Raw genomic sequence first — 18692 nt, forward strand, 5'->3', positions numbered from 1 at the left:
TCATTCCGCCCAGCCATTACAACGGAATACTGCCAGCCTTTTTCAACAGAATCGGTCAGAAGGCGACGATCATGGCGGCCAGGCTGCGTGTCCGCTTTGCTCCCGGAAGCAGACAGCGCGGACCTGGCGTCCCCTCAGTTCAGGCCGTGAGGCGCCGAGAGCAGCCGCAGCACGATCGCGAACAGCTCGCTCTGGGAGGAGATGCCGAGCCGTTCATAAGCGCGCTTGCGATAGGTCAGGGTCGAATGCAGGCTGATGCCGAGTGCCTGCGAGATCGCTTCGGAGCTGAAGCCGGACAAGATGCGCCGGCAAACGTCCTGCTCGCGCGGCGTGAGATCGGCGAGCGGTAAGCGGGTGGCGAACAGCGCGGCGAGGGTCTGGTCCGGCGGTGCGCTTGCCTGGAAATGGCGGGCAACGCTTGCCGCGATCGCCGGTGCGATTGCTTCAAGCCGTCGGCGCTGCTCGTCGTCGAAGCGGCCCTGCGCCGCGATGCGGTAGAAGTTGACGTAGAAGCAGGTGTCGCCGGTCCAGATCGCGCTCGCGCATTTGTCGACGATGCCGGAATCGTTGAAGAAGATCTTGCGGTAGCGCGCGCCGTACATGCGCGGCGCGAACGCCGGCAGCACGATCGGCGCGTTGCCCTCGCCGTCGAACAGCGCATCGCGGTTGGGATCGGATTCGTGGAACTGGCCGGCATAGGCGGCGCCGAGATCGCCGCCGATCGGGATGTTGCCGGCGTCCAGCAGACAACGGGCCGCGCCCGCGCGCGTCAGCGCGAACACCATGCAATGACCGACCCCGGCCTGCCGGCGCAGCGTGTCGATGAGGATGTTCGGAAAGTCAGGCCGGCCGATGGCGAGCACCGCCGGCGTGACATCGCCGGCCGCAGGCATCGGAGCCATCTCGTGGAAACGCATCGTTCTCTCCCGGCCGCTTTTGCTGAAAATTATCAGCAATGGCGACCGGGCGGAAGACGGATGTCGTCGGCTACGGGCATGCAAAGCCGACGAGCCGAATGGATAGGAGGCTGCGCTCAGGAATTCGTGCTTCGCAGGATCTTGTCCATCGTCTTACCCTTGGCCAACTCGTCGATCAGCTTGTCCAGATAGCGGATTTCCCGCATCGTTGGTTCTTCGATATCCTCCACCCGGACGCCGCAAATGACACCCCTGATCATGGATCGCAGGGGGTTGATCCGAGGAGCCTTTGCGAAAAAGGTTTCGAAGTCCGTCTGCTTTTTCAGCTCGGCTTCGAGCTCTTTCCGACCATAGCCCGTCAGCCAGGAGATGACCTGGTCGACCTCGGCTTTTGTCCGTCCCTTTTTCTCGGCCTTCGCAACGTAAAGCGGATACACGCTTGCGAAGCTCATCGTATAGATCCGGTGCTTTGTCACGATGGAGCTCCTACCCCGCCGCAGCCTTGGCCGGCGCGACGTTGATGGCGAGCTTGCCGTAGCGGTCGGTGAAGGCTTCCGTGTCGATCTCTTCCAGCTCGATCTCGCCGCTCATCACGCCTCGTTTCCATTCGGCCTGCGCCGGGTCGTTCTGGAACTCCGGCATCACCTCGCGGCCGAACAGCTCCAGCGATTCGCAGATGTGCTCGTGGCTGTTCTTGCCGGCCTGGTTGAGCAGGATGACCTGGTCGATATGGGAAGACTGAAAGCGCTTCAGCTTCCTGCGGATCGTCTCGGGCGAGCCGATCAGGCCGCTGCGCAAGCTCGCCTCCTGCGCTTCCGGATTGTCGCGCTTCCACTTGTTGTACTCGTCCCACATGTTGACGGTGTAGGGCGCGGGGCGCTGGCGATTTTGCGAGGCGCCGTAGAAGCGCAGCGCGAACTGGAAGAAGGTGGCGCCGTCGGCGCGCGCACGCGCCTCCTCGTCCGTCTTGGCGCACATGAAGAACGAGACCAGCGCCATGTTCGGATTGATCTCGTAGTCGGCGAGCTTATGCAGCCGCTTGGTCATGGCGTTGTAATAGGCATGCACCCAGGCGTGCGCGGCATCGGCGCTGACGAACTGGAAACCAAGCGCGCCGAAGCCGTGGCGGCCGGCGCGCTCGATGGTCGGCAGCTGCGAGCACGCCATCCACAGCATCTTCCCGATGTTCAAGGATGCGGCTTCTGCACCGGCTTCGGCACCACGTTGCGCAGGGGGATGTCGAAATACTTGCCGTGGTGCTCGGAGCCCGCATCCTTGAACATCGGGAAGATCGCGGCGACCGCTTCCTCGAACACCTCCTTCTTGGTCTCCATGTCGCGCCCGAACGGCGTGAGCTCGGTGATGGACGCGCTCTCGCCCATGCCGAATTCGCAGCGGCCGTTGCTGAGCAGGTCGAGCACCGCGACGCGCTCGGCGACGCGGGCGGGATGGTTGGTGGTGAGCTGGAGGATGCCGTGGCCGAGCCTGATGTTCTTCGTGCGCTGGCTCGCTGCGGCCAGGAACGATTCCGGCGAGGGCGAGTGGGAGTATTCCTCGAGGAAATGATGCTCGACCACCCAGGCATGGTCGTAACCGAGCTGGTCTGCGAGTTCCATCTGCGAGAGCGCGTTCTGGTAGAGCCTGAGCTCGTCGCCGGCCACCCAGGGCCGTGGCAGTTGCAGCTCATAGAAGATGCCGAACTTCATGAGGCCTCCCGCTTATTGTTGTTGATCGCATCTTAGTGGGTGAGGCGGCGCTGTCTACGGAGCGGCAATTCCGCCGTGCGGGAGAATGATCCCGCATTTGTGCTTGGCAAGGCGCTGCGCTGCGACATCTGCGCAAGCCGGCAGATTGATCCAGATCAAGGCCGCGACGGCCCGATTGCATCAGAAGTGCAGCAAGGCAACGGCCCGGATGCCGTCCCAATCCCCACATTTCAGACGAGACCGAATATGTCGGCCCCAGACGACGCGACCTCGCGCGTGCGCCGTAAGCGCATGGAGATTTTCGCCTTTCTGTTCCTGACCGCAGTCGTGATGCCCGTCCTCGCGGTCGGAACGGTCGGCAGTTACGGCCTTGGCGTCTGGATCTACCAGATGTTTGCCGGCCCTCCCGGTCCGCCCTCCCGACATTGATTCCCCTCGAGCGAAAGACAGGCATCATGACTCACGCCACACTCAACCGCCGTGCCTTGATCACTGGCCGGGTGCTCAGCGCCGATCGCATCATCGCGCCGCCGGGGGCCGAGATCGCGAGCATCGTGGTGCAGGCGCGTCCCGAGCGTCTCGCCGAGCTCGAAGCCGAGATCACCGCACTGCCCGGCTGCGAGATCCACGGCCGCGATCCGCGCGGCAAGCTCGTCGTCGTGACCGAAGCGCCCGATTCCGGCAGCCTCGGCACCCTGCTCAACACCATCCAGTCGCTGCCGAACGTCTATTCCGCAGCCCTCGTCTTCCACGCCATCGAAACCGCCTGAGTCAGGAAGAGCCGCCATGACATCGCCCAAGCTCGACCGCCGCCAGATGCTGAAACTGGAGGCGGCCGCGATCGCTGCCGCCGCCGCCGGCATCCCCGCTCCGGCGCTCGCCGCCAATCTCGTCGCGGAGAGGAACATTACCGAGATGAAGTGGGACAAGGCCGCGTGCCGCTTCTGCGGCACCGGCTGCTCGGTGATGGTCGCGACCAAGGAGAACCGCGTGGTCGCCACCCATGGCGACACCAAGTCCGAGGTCAATCGCGGCCTCAACTGCGTCAAGGGCTACTTCCTCTCCAAGATCATGTACGGCCACGACCGCCTGATGCAGCCGATGCTGCGCAAGAGCGGCGGCAAATACGACAAGGACGGCGAGTTCACGCCGGTGACCTGGACCGAAGCCTTCGACATCATGGAGCTGAAGTGGAAGGAGGCGATCAAGAAGCGCGGACCGAACGGCGTCGCCATGTTCGGCTCCGGCCAGTGGACGATCTGGGAGGGCTACGCCGCCTCGAAGCTGTTCAAGGCCGGCTTCCGCACCAACAACATCGATCCCAATGCGCGCCACTGCATGGCCTCGGCCGTCGCCGGCATGATGCGCACCTTCGGCATCGACGAGCCTCCGGGCTGCTACGACGACATCGAGGCCACCGACGCCTTCGTGCTGTGGGGCTCCAACATGGCGGAGATGCACCCGATCCTGTGGACGCGCCTGGCCGACCGCCGGCTCTCTGCGCCGCATGTCCGCGTCGCCGTGCTTTCGACCTTCGAGCATCGCTCGTTCGACCTCGCCGACATCGGCATGGTGTTCAAGCCGCAGACCGACCTCTACATCCTCAACGCCATCGCCAACCACATCATCAAGACCGGCCGCGTCAACAAGGACTTCGTCGCCAGGCACACCGTGTTCAAGCGCGGCCAAACCGACATCGGCTATGGCCTGCGGCCCGAGCATCCGCTGCAGAAGAAGGCGACGGGCGCGGCGAAACCCAACGACGCCACCGACATGAGCTATGACGAGTTCGTCAAGTTCGTCTCGGAGTACACGCTGGAGAAGGCCGCCGAAATGTCGGGCGTGCCGCTCAACCGTCTCGAAGCTCTCGCCGAGCTCTATGCCGATCCAAAGACGAAGGTGGTCTCGTTCTGGACCATGGGCTTCAACCAGCACACCCGCGGCGTCTGGTGCAACAACCTCGTCTACAACATCCATCTTCTGACCGGGAAGATCTCCTCGCCCGGCAACAGTCCGTTCTCGCTGACCGGCCAGCCCTCGGCCTGCGGCACTGCGCGCGAGGTCGGCACCTTCTCGCACCGCCTGCCCGCCGACATGGTCGTGACCAACAAGGCGCATCGAGATCATGCCGAGCATATCTGGCGGCTGCCCGAAGGCACCATCCCCGACAAGAACGGCGCCCACGCCGTGCTGCAAAGCCGGATGCTGAAGGACGGCCTGATCAACGCCTATTGGGTGCAGGTCAACAACAACCTCCAGGCCGGCCCCAACATCAACGAGGAGACCTATCCCGGCTTCCGCAACCCCGACAATTTCATCGTGGTCTCGGATGCCTATCCCTCGGTGACCGCGCTCGCCGCCGACCTGATCCTGCCGACCGCGATGTGGGTGGAGAAGGAAGGCGCCTATGGCAATGCCGAGCGGCGCACCCAGTTCTGGCACCAGCTCGTCTCCGCGCCCGGCGAATCGAAATCCGACCTCTGGCAGCTCATGGAGTTCTCCAAGCGCTTCAAGATCGAGGAGGTCTGGCCCGAGGAGCTGATCGCAAAGAAGCCGGAATATCGCGGCAAGACGCTGTTCGACGTGCTCTACAGGAACGGCCAGGTCGACAAGTTTCCGGTCTCGGAGATCGATGCCGGCTACGCCAACGACGAATCCAAGGCGTTCGGCTTCTACGTCCACAAGGGCCTGTTCGAGGAATATGCCCAGTTCGGGCGCGGCCACGGCCACGACCTCGCACCGTTCGAGACCTATCACCGCGAGCGCGGCCTGCGCTGGCCGGTCGTCAACGGCCAGGAAACCAAGTGGCGTTTCCGCGAAGGCAGCGACCCCTACGTCAAGCAGGGCACGGACGTGCAGTTCTACGGTCATGCCGACGGCAAGGCGCGCATCTTCGCGCTGCCCTACGAGCCGCCGGCGGAATCGCCCGACAAGGAATATCCGTTCTGGCTCTCGACCGGCCGGGTGCTGGAGCACTGGCACTCCGGCACCATGACGCGGCGCGTGCCCGAGCTCTACAAGGCCTTTCCTGAAGCCGTCTGCTTCATGCATCCCGACGACGCGCAGGAAGCCAGGCTCCGGCGCGGCGACGAGGTGAAGGTGGTCTCCCGCCGCGGCTTCATCCGGGCCCGCGTCGAGACGCGCGGCCGCGACCGGCCGCCGCGCGGCCTGGTGTTCGTGCCCTGGTTCGACGAATCCAAGCTGATCAACAAGGTGACGCTCGACGCCACCGATCCGATCTCGCTGCAGACCGACTTCAAGAAATGCGCCGTGCGCATCGAGCGGGTGAGCATGTCATGATGAAACGATTTGCAATCGCCCTGCTCGCGGTCACGATCGCCGCGGGCGCGAGCTCGCTGACCGCGCAGACCGTAAGCTCGGGCCTGCGCGGCCCGACCCCGCTCAATGACGAGGGCCCGGCGCCGCCGATGCTGCCGAACCGCAACACGTCGGAGCGGGAGGTACGCAACTATCCGGAGCAGCCCCCGGTGATCCCGCATGCGATCGACGGCTACCAGGTCGATCTCAACGGCAACAAGTGCCTGTCCTGCCATGCGCGGGCGCGCACCGCGGAATCGCAGGCGCCGATGGTGTCGATCACGCACTTCATGGATCGTGACGGCCAGTTCCTGGGCTCGGTCTCGCCGCGGCGCTTCTTCTGCACGGAATGCCACGTGCCGCAGAACACCGCCACCCCGCCCGTCAGCAACGACTTCATCGACATCGACACGCTGCTGTCGCGCGCAAGCCCCGGTGGGCGCCGATGACCACGACCGCTGACGAGCCCAATGCCGAGCTGAACGCCAAGCGCGGCTTCCTGGCGCGAAGCCGGGACTTTGCGCTGGAGCTCTGGCAGGTGCTGACCCGCCCGAGCTCGGTGTTCGCCCTCGGGACCCTGGTGCTGGCCGGTTTCGTTGCCGGCGTGATCTTCTGGGGCGGCTTCAACACCGCGCTGGAATTGACCAACACCGAGAAGTTCTGCACCGGCTGCCACGAGATGAAGGACAACGTCTTCGCCGAGCTGAAGTCGACCATCCACTTCAGCAACCGCTCCGGCGTGCGTGCGACCTGCCCGGACTGCCACGTGCCGCACAACTGGACCGACAAGATCGCGCGCAAGATGCAGGCCTCCAAGGAGGTCTGGGGCAAGATCTTCGGCACGATCGACACGAGGGAGAAATTTCAGGATCACCGCCTCGAATTGGCGGCGCACGAATGGGCGCGCTTCAAGGCCAACGACTCCCTGGAATGCCGCAACTGCCACAGCGCCGACTCCATGGACATCACCAAGCAGTCGCCGCGCGCCTCGGTGGCGCACCAGCGCTTCCTGTTCACCAAGGAAAAGACCTGCATCGACTGCCACAAGGGCATCGCCCACCAGCTGCCGGACATGCGCGGCGTTCCGGGCTGGCAGTAACCTCCGCTCCTGACCCACCGCTCGCCCGGCGCGGCGAGCGGACGACGTCAGACATGCCGAATTCTGATAGCGAAAGTTCCATTCGGCAGTTTCATCATACCACTCCGTTATCCCCTGCTTAAACCACAGGGCCGATCATGCTCGCGACGGAAGCTGTCCCAAGTCCTACTGCGGTGGCCAGAAGAGCATGATGCAGCAGCAGACGAATTCCATCATCGACGAGCTCGAAGATGCCGTCCGTAACGGCTCCTCGGCCAAGCGCATCGAGACCTTGCGACGGGTGACGGACCTGTTTCTCGACCAGGGGCAGCGCCTCAGCGACGATCAGGTCGAGGTCTTCGATCATGTGCTCTCGCATCTGGTGACGCGGGTGGAAAGTCGGGTCAGGGCCGAGCTTGGCGATCGTCTGGCGCCGCTGGATTACGCGCCTGCCGGCGTGCTCGAACGCCTCGCCTGGGACGACGAGATCGCCGTCGCGGGCAAGGTGCTGACCGAGTCCAATCGCCTGAGCACCCCGACGCTGGTCGAGATCGCGAAAGCCAAGGGGCAGGATCACCTGTTCGCCATTTCCGGCCGCGCCGACCTGCCTGAGGTCGTCACGGACGTCCTGGTCGAGCGCGGCGAGCGCAAGGTCATCCGCCGCCTTGCCGACAACACGACGGCCCGCTTTTCCGAGGAAGGCTATGGCGGCATGATCGCGCACGCGGAAGCCGACGAAACGCTCGCCGAGTCGCTCGGCCTGCGCATCGATCTTCCCATCAAGTATCTACGCGACCTGCTGCAGCGCGCCACCGAAGCCGTGCGCGCGCGCCTTGCGACCATCGCCCCGCCAGAACTCCAGGCCGAGATCAAGCGCATCCTCGCCGCGATCACCAGCAAGGCGGCGCCGCCGGAGCCGAAGCGGGATTTCAGCCTGGCTGAAGCGGCCGTCAAACGGATGAAGGGCCTCAACGAGCTCAACGACGCCGCCATCGCCCGATTCGCGGAGACCAAGAGATTCGACGAGGTTGCCGCCGCGCTCGGGCTTCTCAACAACAGCGCGCCGACCGAGCTGATGGCGAAGGTTCTGGAAGGGCCGCGTGCCGACCTCGTGCTGATCCCCTGCAAGTCGGCAGGCCTCGGCTGGCCCACGGTGGAAAAAATCCTCTGCAATCGTCCAGCCAAGTACCGCATCGACGAGGCCACCCTGAAGCTCGCGGGCACGGATTTCGCCAAGCTGTCCCCGGCAACGGCCGAGCGCACATTGCGATTCTGGCAGCTGCACGACCGGATCGACAAATAGCCTAAAGCGCGATGAGGTTAGGATGAATCGTCATCGCGCTTTAGGTTGTTGTTTGAGCATGATCTTTTCGGAAAACCGCTGCGCACTTTCCCGGATCATGCTTCAGGACCGGCAGGACGGCCTGACCGCCGCTTGAACGGCCGGCCGCAATGGTTAGTTTCCGAGAAGCGGCGAATCGCCAGTTCCCTTCTCAAGACAGCCATGCCCACCTTCACCCCGCATCAAGACGCCGCGCTCAAGGCCGTCGGCGACTGGCTCAAAGCCAAGCCGGGCCGCAACGGCACGCCGCCGGTATTCCGCCTGTTCGGCTTCGCCGGCACCGGCAAGACCACGCTGGCGCGGCACATCGCCGACGGGGTCGATGGCGAGGTGAAGTTCGCCGCCTTCACCGGCAAGGCGGCTCTGGTCATGCGCAACAAGGGCTGCGACGGCGCCTCCACCATCCACTCGCTGATCTACCGCGCCCGCGAATCCGGCGAGGAGCAGCCGAGCTTCGAATTGTGGGACGACGCGCCGGCATCGAAGGCGAAGCTGATCGTGATCGACGAATGCTCGATGGTCGACGCCGAACTCGGGCGCGACCTGATGTCGTTCGACTGTCCCCTCCTCGTGCTGGGCGATCCCGCGCAGCTGCCGCCGATCCAGGGCGGCGGCTTCTTCACCAATTCCGAGCCGGACGCGATGCTGACCGAGGTGCATCGCCAGGCCCAGGACGATCCGATCGTGCGGATGTCGATGGACGTCCGCGAGGGACGCGAGCTCGACATCGGCCGCTACGGCGAGAGCGAGGTGGTGTCGCGGAAAGAGCTCGATCCCGACCGCGTCATGGGTGCCGACCAGGTCCTGGTCGGCCGCAACAACACAAGGCGCGCGTACAACATGCGCGTGCGCCAGCGCCAGAACATCGAGGATGCGTTTCCCGTCGCCGGCGACAAGCTGGTGTGCCTGCGCAACAACCGCAAGAAAGGCCTGTTCAACGGCGGGCTATGGCGTGTGAAGTCGCGCAACACCTCGCGCTCGAAATCGCGCATCCTCAGCATGCGGCTGTCGCCGGACGAGGATTTCGGCCACAAGGTGACGAAGGTCTCGGTGCGCGCCGACTGCTTCGAGGGCGGCATCGAGCAGATCGCCTGGGAGCAGCGCAAGCCCTATGACGAGTTCGACTACGGCTACGTGCTGACCGTGCACAAGTCGCAGGGCTCGCAATGGGACGATGTCGTGCTGTTCGACGAGAGCTTTGCGTTTCAGGACTCCAGGGCGAGGTGGCTCTATACCGGCATCACGCGGGCGGCTAAACGGCTCAGCGTGGTGGTGTAGGTCTCGCGTTTCCCGGTGATCCGTTCCGCCGAGCAGCGTTCACCGCGCGCTAGGTTTTGCAGCGTATCGGTATGTCACCTGCATCGGAGCGGAACATATGGCTGCGCGCGCGACGAGACCTGAACATCCCGATATCGATCTCGATGATCTCACAGTGAACCGTCGCGGCTTTCTGAGATCGGCGAGCGCGGCCGCCGGTTCACTGGCGCTGTCGACCACGGCTCCGGGGAATGCCCTTGCGGCGTCGGTCAGGTCGGTGCGCGTCTCGAAGGAGCGGCTCAACACGCTGGCGGCAAAGTTCTATGCCGTCTTCAACGAAGGCAATATTTTGCCGGCGAGCTTTGCAGACAAATATGCGGCGCGCCATGACGTGGAGCTGAGGCGCATCGTCACCTTCACGCGCGTCCCGGAGACGGGAGAACGCGTCAAGGTCAGCGGCCTGCTCGCCGTTCCGGCGGGCGCGCGCAGCGCCCTTCCGCTGTTGTCGTGGCAACACGGCACGATCCTGTCGTTCGACCAGGTCCCCTCGAACCTGCTGCGCCTGGGCGACGAAACATACGAGCTGCGCGACAATTTCGATTCGATCGAGACCTTGTTCAACATCCAGCGCTTCGCCGGCAACGGCTACGCGATCATCGCGGCCGACTATGTCGGCAAGGGCCCCTATCGCAATGGCCGGAGCGAAGCCTATGCCGTGAAGGGCGCGACCGTGCAGTGCTGCCTCGACATATTGAGTGCGGGGCAACTCGAGCTGCGCAAATTGGGCCTGCGCCCATCATCCCTGTTCCTGAACGGATGGTCGCAAGGCGCCCTGAACACGCAGTGGCTGAAACAGGAGCTGCAGCGCCGCGGCATCAAGGTTCGGGCGACCGCGACACAGAGCCCGTTCAACGATCTCGCCGACAGCTTTCACTACTGGGCGAACCCTGCGGCCTACATTCCGGCCTCGGAGAGCTCTTATCCGCTGCCGCCGGCCTGGATCACGCCTTGCATGATCGTCCTGCTCGGCAGTTACCGGCGCTATTATGGGCTGGGCGACCTGTTCAAGACGGCGATCAAGCCGCAATACCAGCCCTTCGCGGAAAAATACTGGTCCGATTACAGCCTCGAAGGCGAGATCGCGAGGAGCATTCCTCCCGCCGGCGACTTCCTCGTCGATGGCTTCTTCGATCGCTTCACCAGCGATTCGAACAGCGCTTTCCAGCGCCGCCTCGGCAACAATGGCGCGACCTTCTGGGATTACGATTCCCCGATCAGGTTCTATTACGGGCTGGCGGACGAGGCGTTGCATCCACGGCTGGTGCGGCCCGCAATCGCCGCCGGCGGACATTTCGCGGTGGGCGTTCCGGTCAATGGCGCCAGCCATCGCGCCACGTTCCTGTCGAGCCTCTATGGCGAAGCGGCCGTTCTGAACGGGCAGCCGACGGCGTTCGACTGGTTCAATTCGCTGGCGTGAGCCACGCAGCCAAACGGCTGAACGCGCTACGAACGCGACCGCTCACTTCCCCGCCACGAAGTAGAAGTCCTCTCTTCCCGGCGGCGAGCCATAGGTGAACGGCTGCTGCGCGTGCTTCGTCGCGGCCCAGACGTCGTCGCGAATGATGTCGAACAGCTTTCTGATCTCGACGCGCGGCTGCCTGATCTCGCGCGCCAGCGCGGTGGCGAACGGGCTGTTGGCGCTGCCGTCGCCGTCCATCGCGGTCTCGCCATGCTTGGCGGCGTAGACCACCATGAAGCCGGCACCGGGCTCGATGTTGGAAAAGCCCTTGTCGACCAGCTTGAGCGACAAGGTGCGCTGCATGGCCGGCGCGAACGGATTGTCGCGACAGGCGTCCAGGACCACGAGCCGCATCCTTCGCGCGGCGCCGACGGCGGCGATCACCTGCTCCAGGGCAACCGCCTGAGTCTCGGCATCGCTGTCGGCGGCGAGCTTGGCGTCGACCGGAACGAGATAGTTCACCCCGCCGATCTCGAAACCGTGGCCGGCGTAATAGACCACGGCCCAGTCGGCCTTTTCCGCCTCTGTGGCAAAGGCCTGCAACGCTTCGAAGAACTTGTCGCGGGTGAGGTCGTTGACGGATATCACGGTCTGGAAGCCGACGTCGCGCAGCACACTGGCGATCAATCTGGAATCGCTCGGGGGATTGGCGAGAGCGTGGACGTTCTTGTAGGCGCCGTTGCCGATCACCAGCGCGACGCGGTGCCCGACAGGCGCACCGCCCGGTGTTTGCGCCGTCAGCGCGGCGAGCCGCTCCCGTGCGATGGCGCGGGCGCGCGCGACGTCGATCTCGTCGAATTTCGTCAGCGAATAAGCCGCGGCGCGATAGTCGGCGCGCGCCTGGGCGAGATCCTTCCTGCGCTCGTAAATCTGGCCGCGGCCGGAATGCGCGCGGACATTGTTCGGGTTGATCTGGATGGCCGTGTTGTAATCCTTCAGCGCGGCCTCGAGGTCGCCTTTCATCATGTTGGCGTCGGCGCGGTTGTTGATCGCGAACACGTTCTTCGGCTGCCGCTCGATCAGGCGGTTGCAGTCGGCAAGGGCCTTGTCGAATTTTCCCATCATACCGTAGGTGACGCAGCGGTTGCTGGCGATCTGCGGCGCGGCCGGATCAATCTTCTCGGCCTCCGCGAAGTCGGCGAGCGCGCCGTCGAAATCCTTCATCAACGTGCGCACGCGCGCGCGATTGGTCCAGGCGAGCAGGAATTTGGGCGTGTATTTGATCGACAGGCTGAAATCGTCGAGCGCGCTTTGCAGCGCACCCCGTCGCAGCTGGATGACACCGCGGTTGTTGTAGGGAACGCCGTAAGCCGGACGCTTCTGTAGCGCGAGATCATAGTCGGCCATCGCGAGGTCGTCCTGTCCGCTGCGCTCATAGGCGAGGCCGCGCAGATTGAGCGCCACCGCATAGTCGGGATCGAGGTCGAGCGCCGTGGACAGGATCTCGATCGCGTGGACATGATCGCGCTTGTTGAGCAGCGTCGTGCCGCGCACGGACAGCGCGATCGCCTTGTCCTTGCCGGCGACGCGGTCGGCGTTCAGCAGATTGTCGCAGGCCGTGGCACGGGCCTGCGCCTCCGCCTGGCGGTCACGGCAAATGGCGAGATCGCCGCCGGCTTGGGGATCGGCCACGGCAAGCGACGTGCCGGCGGCGAGGGCGGCAAGGATCGGCAGTACGACGCGCAGCATGTTGTCAGGTGAGCTCCAGCCACCATTTCTTATTGTCGATCATGCCGGCTCGTCCAGCGCGGAGTTCCGCATCCCGCCAGGCCGCATCGTCGCCGCGCCATTTCCCGGACGTTCTCACGGACTCGTGTCCGCCCCGGCGTAACAATCGGCGGCTGCGTCCGTATCTCGGTTGATGCGAAAGCGCGCCCGGGCAGGCTGTTCGCCCGGTCCCGACCGCCCTAGACTGTCAGCCCTTCCGAAAGAGGATTGCCATGCGCCGAACCGCCCTCGCCTTCCTGCTCGCCGCAACCACCGCCCTGACGCTGGCTTTCACGATGCCCTCCCGGGCCGCGGAGGAAGCGGTCGTGATCCCCGCCCCCGCCGTGGACGCCGCGCCCGCGAGCGGCATCCAGACCGCCGTCCTCGCCGGCGGCTGCTTCTGGGGCGTGCAGGGCGTCTTCCAGCACACCGCGGGCGTCGTCAACGCGGTCTCCGGCTATGCCGGGGGCACCAAGGCGACCGCCGACTACAAGGCTGTCTCGAGCGGGCGCACCGACCACGCCGAGTCGGTCGAGATCAAGTACGACCCGAAGAAAATCTCCTACGGCAAGATCCTCCAGATCTACTTCTCGGTGGTGCACGACCCGACCCAGCTCAACCGCCAGGGCCCCGACGTCGGCCCGCAATATCGCTCGGCGATCTTCACCACCTCCGACGAGCAGAAGAAGGTGGCGGAGGCCTATATCGCGCAGCTCAACGCGGCCAAGGTGTTCAAAAAGCCGATCGTGACCAAGCTCGGCCCACTCGAGGCGTTCTATCCGGCGGAAGCCTATCACCAGGATTATCTGACCCTGCACCCGAACCAGCCCTACATCGCCTATAACGACATCCCGAAGGTCGAGAACCTGAAAAAGCTGTTCGCGGACAACTACATTGAGAAGCCGACGCTGGTGAATGCCAGCAAGGCCACCAACTGATCGCAAGAGAGAAACGGGAGACCCATGCCCGACACCAGAACGAAGATCACGGACGACAAGGTCATCAAGAGCGAAGAGCAGTGGCGGCGCGAACTGACGCCGATGCAGTACGCCGTGCTGCGCGAGAAGGCGACCGAGCGTCCCTTCTCGGGCGAATATGAGCACGAGGAGCGCGCCGGCACCTATGTCTGCGCCGGGTGCGGCAATGTGCTGTTCGCGTCCGACGCCAAGTTCGATTCCGGCTGTGGCTGGCCGAGCTTCACCCAGCCCGCGGTCGAGAGCCATATCGACGAGGAGCGGGACACGAGCCACGGCATGGTCCGCACCGAGGTGCTCTGCTCCAAATGCAGCGGTCATCTCGGCCATGTCTTCCCCGATGGTCCCGGGCCGACGGGTCTGCGCTATTGCATCAATTCGGCGGCGTTGAAGCTGGAGCCGAAATAAACGGCACGCAGCGCCGGGTTCCCGCATGGAACCCGGCTCCGCGATGTGCTTTTCTCGCCTGGCGGCGCCGCCGATCGCTCGATTGTGGCGGCCGCCAGGGAGGATGCCATGTCGCTCGGGACCATCCTGATCATCCTCGTGATCATCTACCTGCTCGGGGGCCTGTCCGGCCGCCTGGGCGGCTATGGCTACGGCATGGGCCATTCCGGCATGGGGATTGGCGGGCTCGTCCTCGTCGTGCTGGTCGTGCTGCTGCTTCTCGGCAAGCTCTAGTCTCAAATAACTACATGATATTGCTTGATTTTTTGCGCATGCGCAGCTGCCATGCGCGGATTCATCATCTCGCATCGCGGGGGTCGCAATTTTGTCAAATCGGCCTATATTAGAGGGCGACAATGACATGCGGCGGGCCCGCTGGATTGCGGCCTCTGCCCTTCCCCAACCCCACGCGCTTAAAGCCCCAGAGAAGATCACGAGGTCTTTGACCATGCGTCCACTGCGTCCGTTCAACTTCAACACGTCCGCCGAACTCTTCCCCGCCGCGATCCGCAAGAAGAAGCGTGCAGGCTTCACCTATCGCCGGTTCGGCACCGCAGCCGAGGCCGTGCAGTTCGCGATGGAGCAGTTGCCGACGGATTCGCTGAACGGCGCCTATCTCCAGGTCGAGGAAGCGCGCTTCGATCAGAACGGCATCCGCTCGCTGTACGAGAGCGAAGCCTTCCCGCTGCCCCGTCGGCCCAAGCCGGCGCCGGCCGCCGAGACCGACGCCGACGCGGCGTAAGCTTTCGCAAGCCTCCGATATGCGCAGAAAGCGCGACGGCCGAAAGGTCGTCGCGCTTTCTGCGTTTTGGTTTTCCCCCGCATGCGCGAGAGCTGCCCCTGAGAGGGACGATGAAGGCTCAAATCCGCGGCTGCTTTTCCAGCCAGCGGCGCAGCAGGCGCACGTTGCGCATGTTGGCGCGGAACATCACGTCGAAAGCGTCGCCCGCGAACGGCACCAGTCCGACCACGCCGTCGAGCGCGACATTGCCGAGCATGCGCGCGGTGATGTGCCAGGGCGCCCCCAGCGCCCGGGCTTCGCGCACCAGCCACAGCGAGATCGCCGTGGTGATGATGTCGCCGACCACGGGGATCAGGCCGATCAGCCCGTCGATGCCGTAGCGGATGTTGGTGCCGGGCAGGATGAAGGCGACGTCGAGCAGCTTCGCGATCGCCTCGAGACGCGCGATCCGCTGCTCGCGCGTCAGATTCGCGAACGGGCTGGCTTGCCCGAACTCGAAGCGAAACTCACGAAATCCCTGCTCCAGGCTTTCGGGCCTGATCTCGTGGCCTTCCTGGTCGATGATCGGCCCGCGCGCCCGGTTGCCCGAACGCGAACTACTCCCCGTACGGGATCTGCGCGGAGCAAGGATGTCGTCGTCGGACATGGTCATGGTCTCCGGACAACGCGCCGCGGCGGCGGAGGTTGCTGCCGCGATCGAATGCCGCGCGTCAGGTCGGCGCCGCCGCTGCCTGCGGCTCCTCGACGTAGCGATGCACGAGCCAGGATGAAATCACCGCCGGCACGAACCCGACGAGGCCATACAGGATGAACTGCACAGCGCCCGAATCCGGCCCGCGCGAGCTGTAGGTGAGCGACGCCAGGGCGAAGGCGAACAGGCCGACCAGGAGCATCCGCAAGCCCGGGCGGATCCGGCGGATGTGGATCAGGATGTCGTCGACCGCGCCGATCATCAGCGCGGGCAGGAAACCGAACAGATAGCTGTATTGCAGGGTCTTGAAGAACACCGCGAACAGCTTGCCGACCTCCCCGAGATTGGTCTGGGCCCAATAGCCGGACTGGTAGGTCGTCGTCAGCAGCAGCAGGAACCCGCCGACGAATGGGCCGACCAGGGCAAACACCAGATAGCGTTTCATCGCGCATCCTCACAATTCGCCTCGTTATAGCAGCGCTGTGGGAACCTTGAACAGCGGGGGGCAGCCAGCTCGAGGGAACAAGTGGCAAGGCGACGAGTTCACGCAGGACCTGAATTGACCTCTGGCAACTGGAGCGCCGATGGCCCGCAAACTTCTCCTGGCGACGATCACGCTGGCAACCCTGACCGGTCTGTCGGACGGGCCTGCTTTCGCGCAAGGCAACATGGGCACGCCGCAGGAGCAGAAGGCCTGCTCACGGGACGCGCAGCGTTTCTGCCGCAAGGACCTCGGCAACGACTTGGCCGTCCAGGGCTGCCTGCAAGCCAATCGCGCCAAGCTGTCGAAGTCCTGCAGCAAGGTGTTTCAGAGCCACGGCATGTGAGGACCGGCACCATCCCGGCGAATGGAGCGTGAAGCCATGATACGCGACGAACAACTCGCCATCCTCCGGGACATCAGCCAATCCGTTGCTTTCGCCGACGACCGGCAAGGCAAGGTGGGGCAACTGATCGCCGATGGTTACGTGATGAAGGACGGCGATCTGTTCGAGCTCACCGCCAAGGGTGTCACCGCCGTCGAGGAGCATGCCTCCGCTCTCGGCGTGGACGACGCGGAACGGGCGAAGGCATCCCCCGAACGACTGATCTGACGCGGGCGACGTGACTCGCGCGCAACAATTGCGAATTCCTTCGCGCTGACCATTGCAGCCGCATGACAATGGCGCATACTTCGCTCGGGCGGCGCAGCACTTTTCGATTCGAACATCACGAGAGATCGAGCGACCACATGCGGGATCAAAGTCCCGGCGTGAAGGCTGTGACATGCGGCAGATCAAGCCGCGTGCGGCGCCCCAAAAACCAAGCGGCTGAAGCCCACGGGAAATCGGGGACCCATTCCACATGACACGCCATCAGACGATTGCTTCGCTCTTCGCTCTCGCCGTCACCAGCCTCGCCCTCCAGACATCGCCTGGCCTCGCCTTCTCGTCCGAAGCACAGCAGATGTGCTCGGGCGACGCGATGCGGCTGTGCTCCAGCGAAATCCCGGATATCCCGCGCATCACCGCCTGCATGGTCCGCAACAAGGCCCAGGTCAGCCCCGGCTGCCGCGCCGTGATGGACCGCGAGCACGCGGCCGCCGCAGCATCGCGCAAGCGGGAAGCGGCGGCGCGGTAGCGATCATTCGCTCATTCAGGGTGTCGTTCCGGGGCGACGCATCAGCGTCGAGCCCGGAATCCATTCTTCCCCGTCATCCGCTGCACGATGGAATCTCAGATGCGCAATTGCGCATCATAGCTCGCGCTACGCGCGCCCCGGAATGACGGAAGCGGTGGCCGCCCGACTCAATCGCCCCACTGCGCGAAGGCGTCGTTGAAGGCGCGCTCGCCGGGGGCGCCCTTCTCGATGGCGATGATGGCGCGGCGTTGGTTGGCGTAGACCAGGGGAACGTCGAACCAGGAACGCTCCTTCAGGAGCTGGACGTTGCGGGCGCGGTCGGCATCGACGTTGGAGAGGCCGACCAGGAAGAAGCCGTCGGTGACCTTGACCGCGAGGCCTGCGAGCGGCGTGCCGCGCGCCTGCTCGTTCGACTTCATCAGGATGCCCGGCACGTTGGAGACGCTGCCGCCCGGAAAATCCGGCGGCAGGATGAAGGTCAACTCCGCGGTGTGGCTCGCCGGCAGCGAGGAATCGGTGTTGCGGCGGAACGACATCGTCATCTTGAACTTGCGGTCGGGAATCTCGATGTCGGCGCGCACCGCGACGTCGGCCTTCTGGTTGCCCGACGCCTTGATCTGCTCGAGCCGCCACACCACCGAGCCGACATATTGCTTGCCCTTCGGGTCGGACGGATCCTCGTCATAGAGCACGACCTTCTGCGCCACCGGCGCGACCGGCTGGTCGCTCGCGGAAGGCTGGCCGACGCGATCGGGAATTTTCGGCTTGGTCTGCGGCTGCGCCGGACTCGGCGTTTCCACCACCTGGGTCGCGGACGGCTTGAGAAGGCCGGTGACGGTCTGGACCAGCTGCTTGCCCCAGAGGATGCCGGCGCCGACCAGGATCAGCACGATGCCGACGGCGATCGCACTCTTGAACGGAAAGGCCGAGCCGGTGCGGGCGCGTTTCTTGACGTCGCGCTCGGGCGCGATGCGCGGACGCGGCGACGGCGGCTGCGGCGCGTAGCGCTCGGCCTCCTCGATCGACGCTTCGTAGGAATAGGGCGCCTCGGACTCGCCGGCGCGGTTCTCCAGGCTCGGCTCGAGCCGGTCGAATTCCGGCGAGGGCGATGGCACGTTGGCGTAGGTGCGGCGCGCGGCGCGGCTGGCCTGCGCGGCAGCGCCGCCGAGATCGTTGGCGTCGGCCGTGATGTCGCGGAAGCCGCGCACGCCCGGTGCCGGCGGTAGCGGCGGCGGGGGTCCGAGGTCGGGCGGACGGCGCGCGCCCGCACGATCGCGCCCGGCCGGCGGCTCAGGCGTCGGCGGCGGGGCGGGGGGTCCCGGCTGGCGCGTGGCATCGAAACGCGGAGCGCGCGGCGGACGCGGGGCTTCTCCC

The 18692-nt window shown here is 64.9% G+C and carries 21 protein-coding genes and 1 pseudogene; 15 read left to right on the forward strand and 7 right to left on the reverse strand.

Features of this window, described 5'->3' with window-relative positions; genetic code table 11:
• Positions 1-134: 134 nt before the first annotated feature.
• The 3 genes and pseudogenes from AX729_RS00005 to AX729_RS41715 form a co-directional block, all read right to left on the reverse strand.
• Complete coding sequence (locus tag AX729_RS00005) at positions 135-917, reverse strand: helix-turn-helix transcriptional regulator (protein WP_061019855.1); 783 nt, start codon at positions 915-917, stop codon at positions 135-137.
• Between the two features lie 116 nt (positions 918-1033).
• Complete coding sequence (locus tag AX729_RS00010; RefSeq protein WP_061019856.1) at positions 1034-1393, reverse strand: DUF2200 domain-containing protein; 360 nt, start codon at positions 1391-1393, stop codon at positions 1034-1036.
• 10 nt (positions 1394-1403) lie between these two features.
• A pseudogene (locus AX729_RS41715) lies at positions 1404-2623 on the reverse strand (LLM class flavin-dependent oxidoreductase).
• 246 nt (positions 2624-2869) lie between these two features.
• Between AX729_RS41715 and napE the strand changes: the two are divergent.
• The 8 genes from napE (at position 2870) to AX729_RS00055 (ending at position 11095) form a co-directional block, all read left to right on the forward strand.
• Positions 2870-3052: a periplasmic nitrate reductase, NapE protein gene (gene napE / locus AX729_RS00020; protein WP_028181687.1), complete on the forward strand. Its 183-nt coding sequence runs from the start codon at positions 2870-2872 to the stop codon at positions 3050-3052.
• Positions 3053-3078: 26 nt separating this feature from the next.
• Positions 3079-3393 (forward strand): chaperone NapD, encoded by a 315-nt coding sequence (locus AX729_RS00025; RefSeq protein WP_061019857.1) that lies wholly within the window; start codon positions 3079-3081, stop codon positions 3391-3393.
• A gap of 16 nt (positions 3394-3409) precedes the next feature.
• Positions 3410-5923 carry a nitrate reductase catalytic subunit NapA gene (gene napA, locus AX729_RS00030; RefSeq protein WP_061019858.1) on the forward strand — a complete coding sequence of 838 codons (2514 nt, stop codon included), beginning with the start codon at positions 3410-3412 and terminating at the stop codon, positions 5921-5923.
• On the forward strand, positions 5920-6390 hold the full coding sequence (locus tag AX729_RS00035) for a nitrate reductase cytochrome c-type subunit (protein WP_061019859.1): 471 nt from the start codon (positions 5920-5922) through the stop codon (positions 6388-6390). Before napA ends, AX729_RS00035 begins: the two co-directional genes overlap by 4 nt.
• The gene (locus AX729_RS00040) at positions 6387-7040 is read left to right on the forward strand and encodes a NapC/NirT family cytochrome c (RefSeq protein WP_061019860.1); all 654 of its coding nucleotides are present in this window, start codon (positions 6387-6389) and stop codon (positions 7038-7040) included. Before AX729_RS00035 ends, AX729_RS00040 begins: the two co-directional genes overlap by 4 nt.
• A gap of 190 nt (positions 7041-7230) precedes the next feature.
• A complete protein-coding gene (locus AX729_RS00045; RefSeq protein WP_063817203.1) occupies positions 7231-8322 on the forward strand; it encodes a DUF2336 domain-containing protein in 1092 nt (363 codons plus the stop codon).
• Positions 8323-8523: 201 nt separating this feature from the next.
• Positions 8524-9639, forward strand: a complete 1116-nt coding sequence (locus tag AX729_RS00050; protein ID WP_061019862.1) for an ATP-dependent DNA helicase — start codon at positions 8524-8526, stop codon at positions 9637-9639.
• Positions 9640-9736: 97 nt separating this feature from the next.
• On the forward strand, positions 9737-11095 hold the full coding sequence (locus AX729_RS00055) for a lysophospholipase (RefSeq protein ID WP_197433507.1): 1359 nt from the start codon (positions 9737-9739) through the stop codon (positions 11093-11095).
• A 42-nt stretch (positions 11096-11137) separates the two neighbouring features.
• Here AX729_RS00055 and AX729_RS00060 read toward each other — a convergent pair whose 3' ends face one another.
• Positions 11138-12826, reverse strand: a complete 1689-nt coding sequence (locus AX729_RS00060) for a tetratricopeptide repeat protein (RefSeq protein ID WP_061019863.1) — start codon at positions 12824-12826, stop codon at positions 11138-11140.
• Positions 12827-13077: 251 nt separating this feature from the next.
• Between AX729_RS00060 and msrA the strand changes: the two genes are divergently transcribed.
• The 4 genes from msrA (at position 13078) to AX729_RS00080 (ending at position 15007) form a co-directional block, all read left to right on the forward strand.
• On the forward strand, positions 13078-13782 hold the full coding sequence (gene msrA, locus AX729_RS00065) for a peptide-methionine (S)-S-oxide reductase MsrA (RefSeq protein WP_061019864.1): 705 nt from the start codon (positions 13078-13080) through the stop codon (positions 13780-13782).
• A 24-nt stretch (positions 13783-13806) separates the two neighbouring features.
• The gene (gene msrB / locus AX729_RS00070) at positions 13807-14226 is read left to right on the forward strand and encodes a peptide-methionine (R)-S-oxide reductase MsrB (RefSeq protein ID WP_061019865.1); all 420 of its coding nucleotides are present in this window, start codon (positions 13807-13809) and stop codon (positions 14224-14226) included.
• 108 nt (positions 14227-14334) lie between these two features.
• On the forward strand, positions 14335-14499 hold the full coding sequence (locus tag AX729_RS00075) for a DUF3309 family protein (RefSeq protein ID WP_061019869.1): 165 nt from the start codon (positions 14335-14337) through the stop codon (positions 14497-14499).
• A 214-nt stretch (positions 14500-14713) separates the two neighbouring features.
• Positions 14714-15007 (forward strand): hypothetical protein, encoded by a 294-nt coding sequence (locus tag AX729_RS00080; RefSeq protein WP_027560969.1) that lies wholly within the window; start codon positions 14714-14716, stop codon positions 15005-15007.
• Positions 15008-15125: 118 nt separating this feature from the next.
• Here AX729_RS00080 and AX729_RS00085 read toward each other — a convergent pair whose 3' ends face one another.
• Positions 15126-15659: a DUF4112 domain-containing protein gene (locus AX729_RS00085; protein WP_156456619.1), complete on the reverse strand. Its 534-nt coding sequence runs from the start codon at positions 15657-15659 to the stop codon at positions 15126-15128.
• A 58-nt stretch (positions 15660-15717) separates the two neighbouring features.
• Positions 15718-16143 (reverse strand): DUF5413 family protein, encoded by a 426-nt coding sequence (locus AX729_RS00090; protein ID WP_061019866.1) that lies wholly within the window; start codon positions 16141-16143, stop codon positions 15718-15720.
• Between the two features lie 139 nt (positions 16144-16282).
• Between AX729_RS00090 and AX729_RS00095 the strand changes: the two genes are divergently transcribed.
• The 3 genes from AX729_RS00095 (at position 16283) to AX729_RS00105 (ending at position 17318) form a co-directional block, all read left to right on the forward strand.
• On the forward strand, positions 16283-16525 hold the full coding sequence (locus tag AX729_RS00095; protein ID WP_061019867.1) for a hypothetical protein: 243 nt from the start codon (positions 16283-16285) through the stop codon (positions 16523-16525).
• Between the two features lie 21 nt (positions 16526-16546).
• Complete coding sequence (locus AX729_RS00100) at positions 16547-16792, forward strand: hypothetical protein (protein ID WP_245324984.1); 246 nt, start codon at positions 16547-16549, stop codon at positions 16790-16792.
• Between the two features lie 250 nt (positions 16793-17042).
• The gene (locus AX729_RS00105; RefSeq protein WP_245324986.1) at positions 17043-17318 is read left to right on the forward strand and encodes a hypothetical protein; all 276 of its coding nucleotides are present in this window, start codon (positions 17043-17045) and stop codon (positions 17316-17318) included.
• Positions 17319-17485: 167 nt separating this feature from the next.
• Here the strand turns inward: AX729_RS00105 and AX729_RS00110 are convergent.
• Positions 17486-18692, reverse strand: a 1207-nt coding sequence (locus AX729_RS00110) for a hypothetical protein (protein ID WP_061019872.1), incomplete at its 5' end; no start/stop codon positions are given.

It is taken from the genome of Bradyrhizobium sp. CCH5-F6 (assembly GCF_001556045.1).
GTDB lineage: Bacteria > Pseudomonadota > Alphaproteobacteria > Rhizobiales > Xanthobacteraceae > Bradyrhizobium.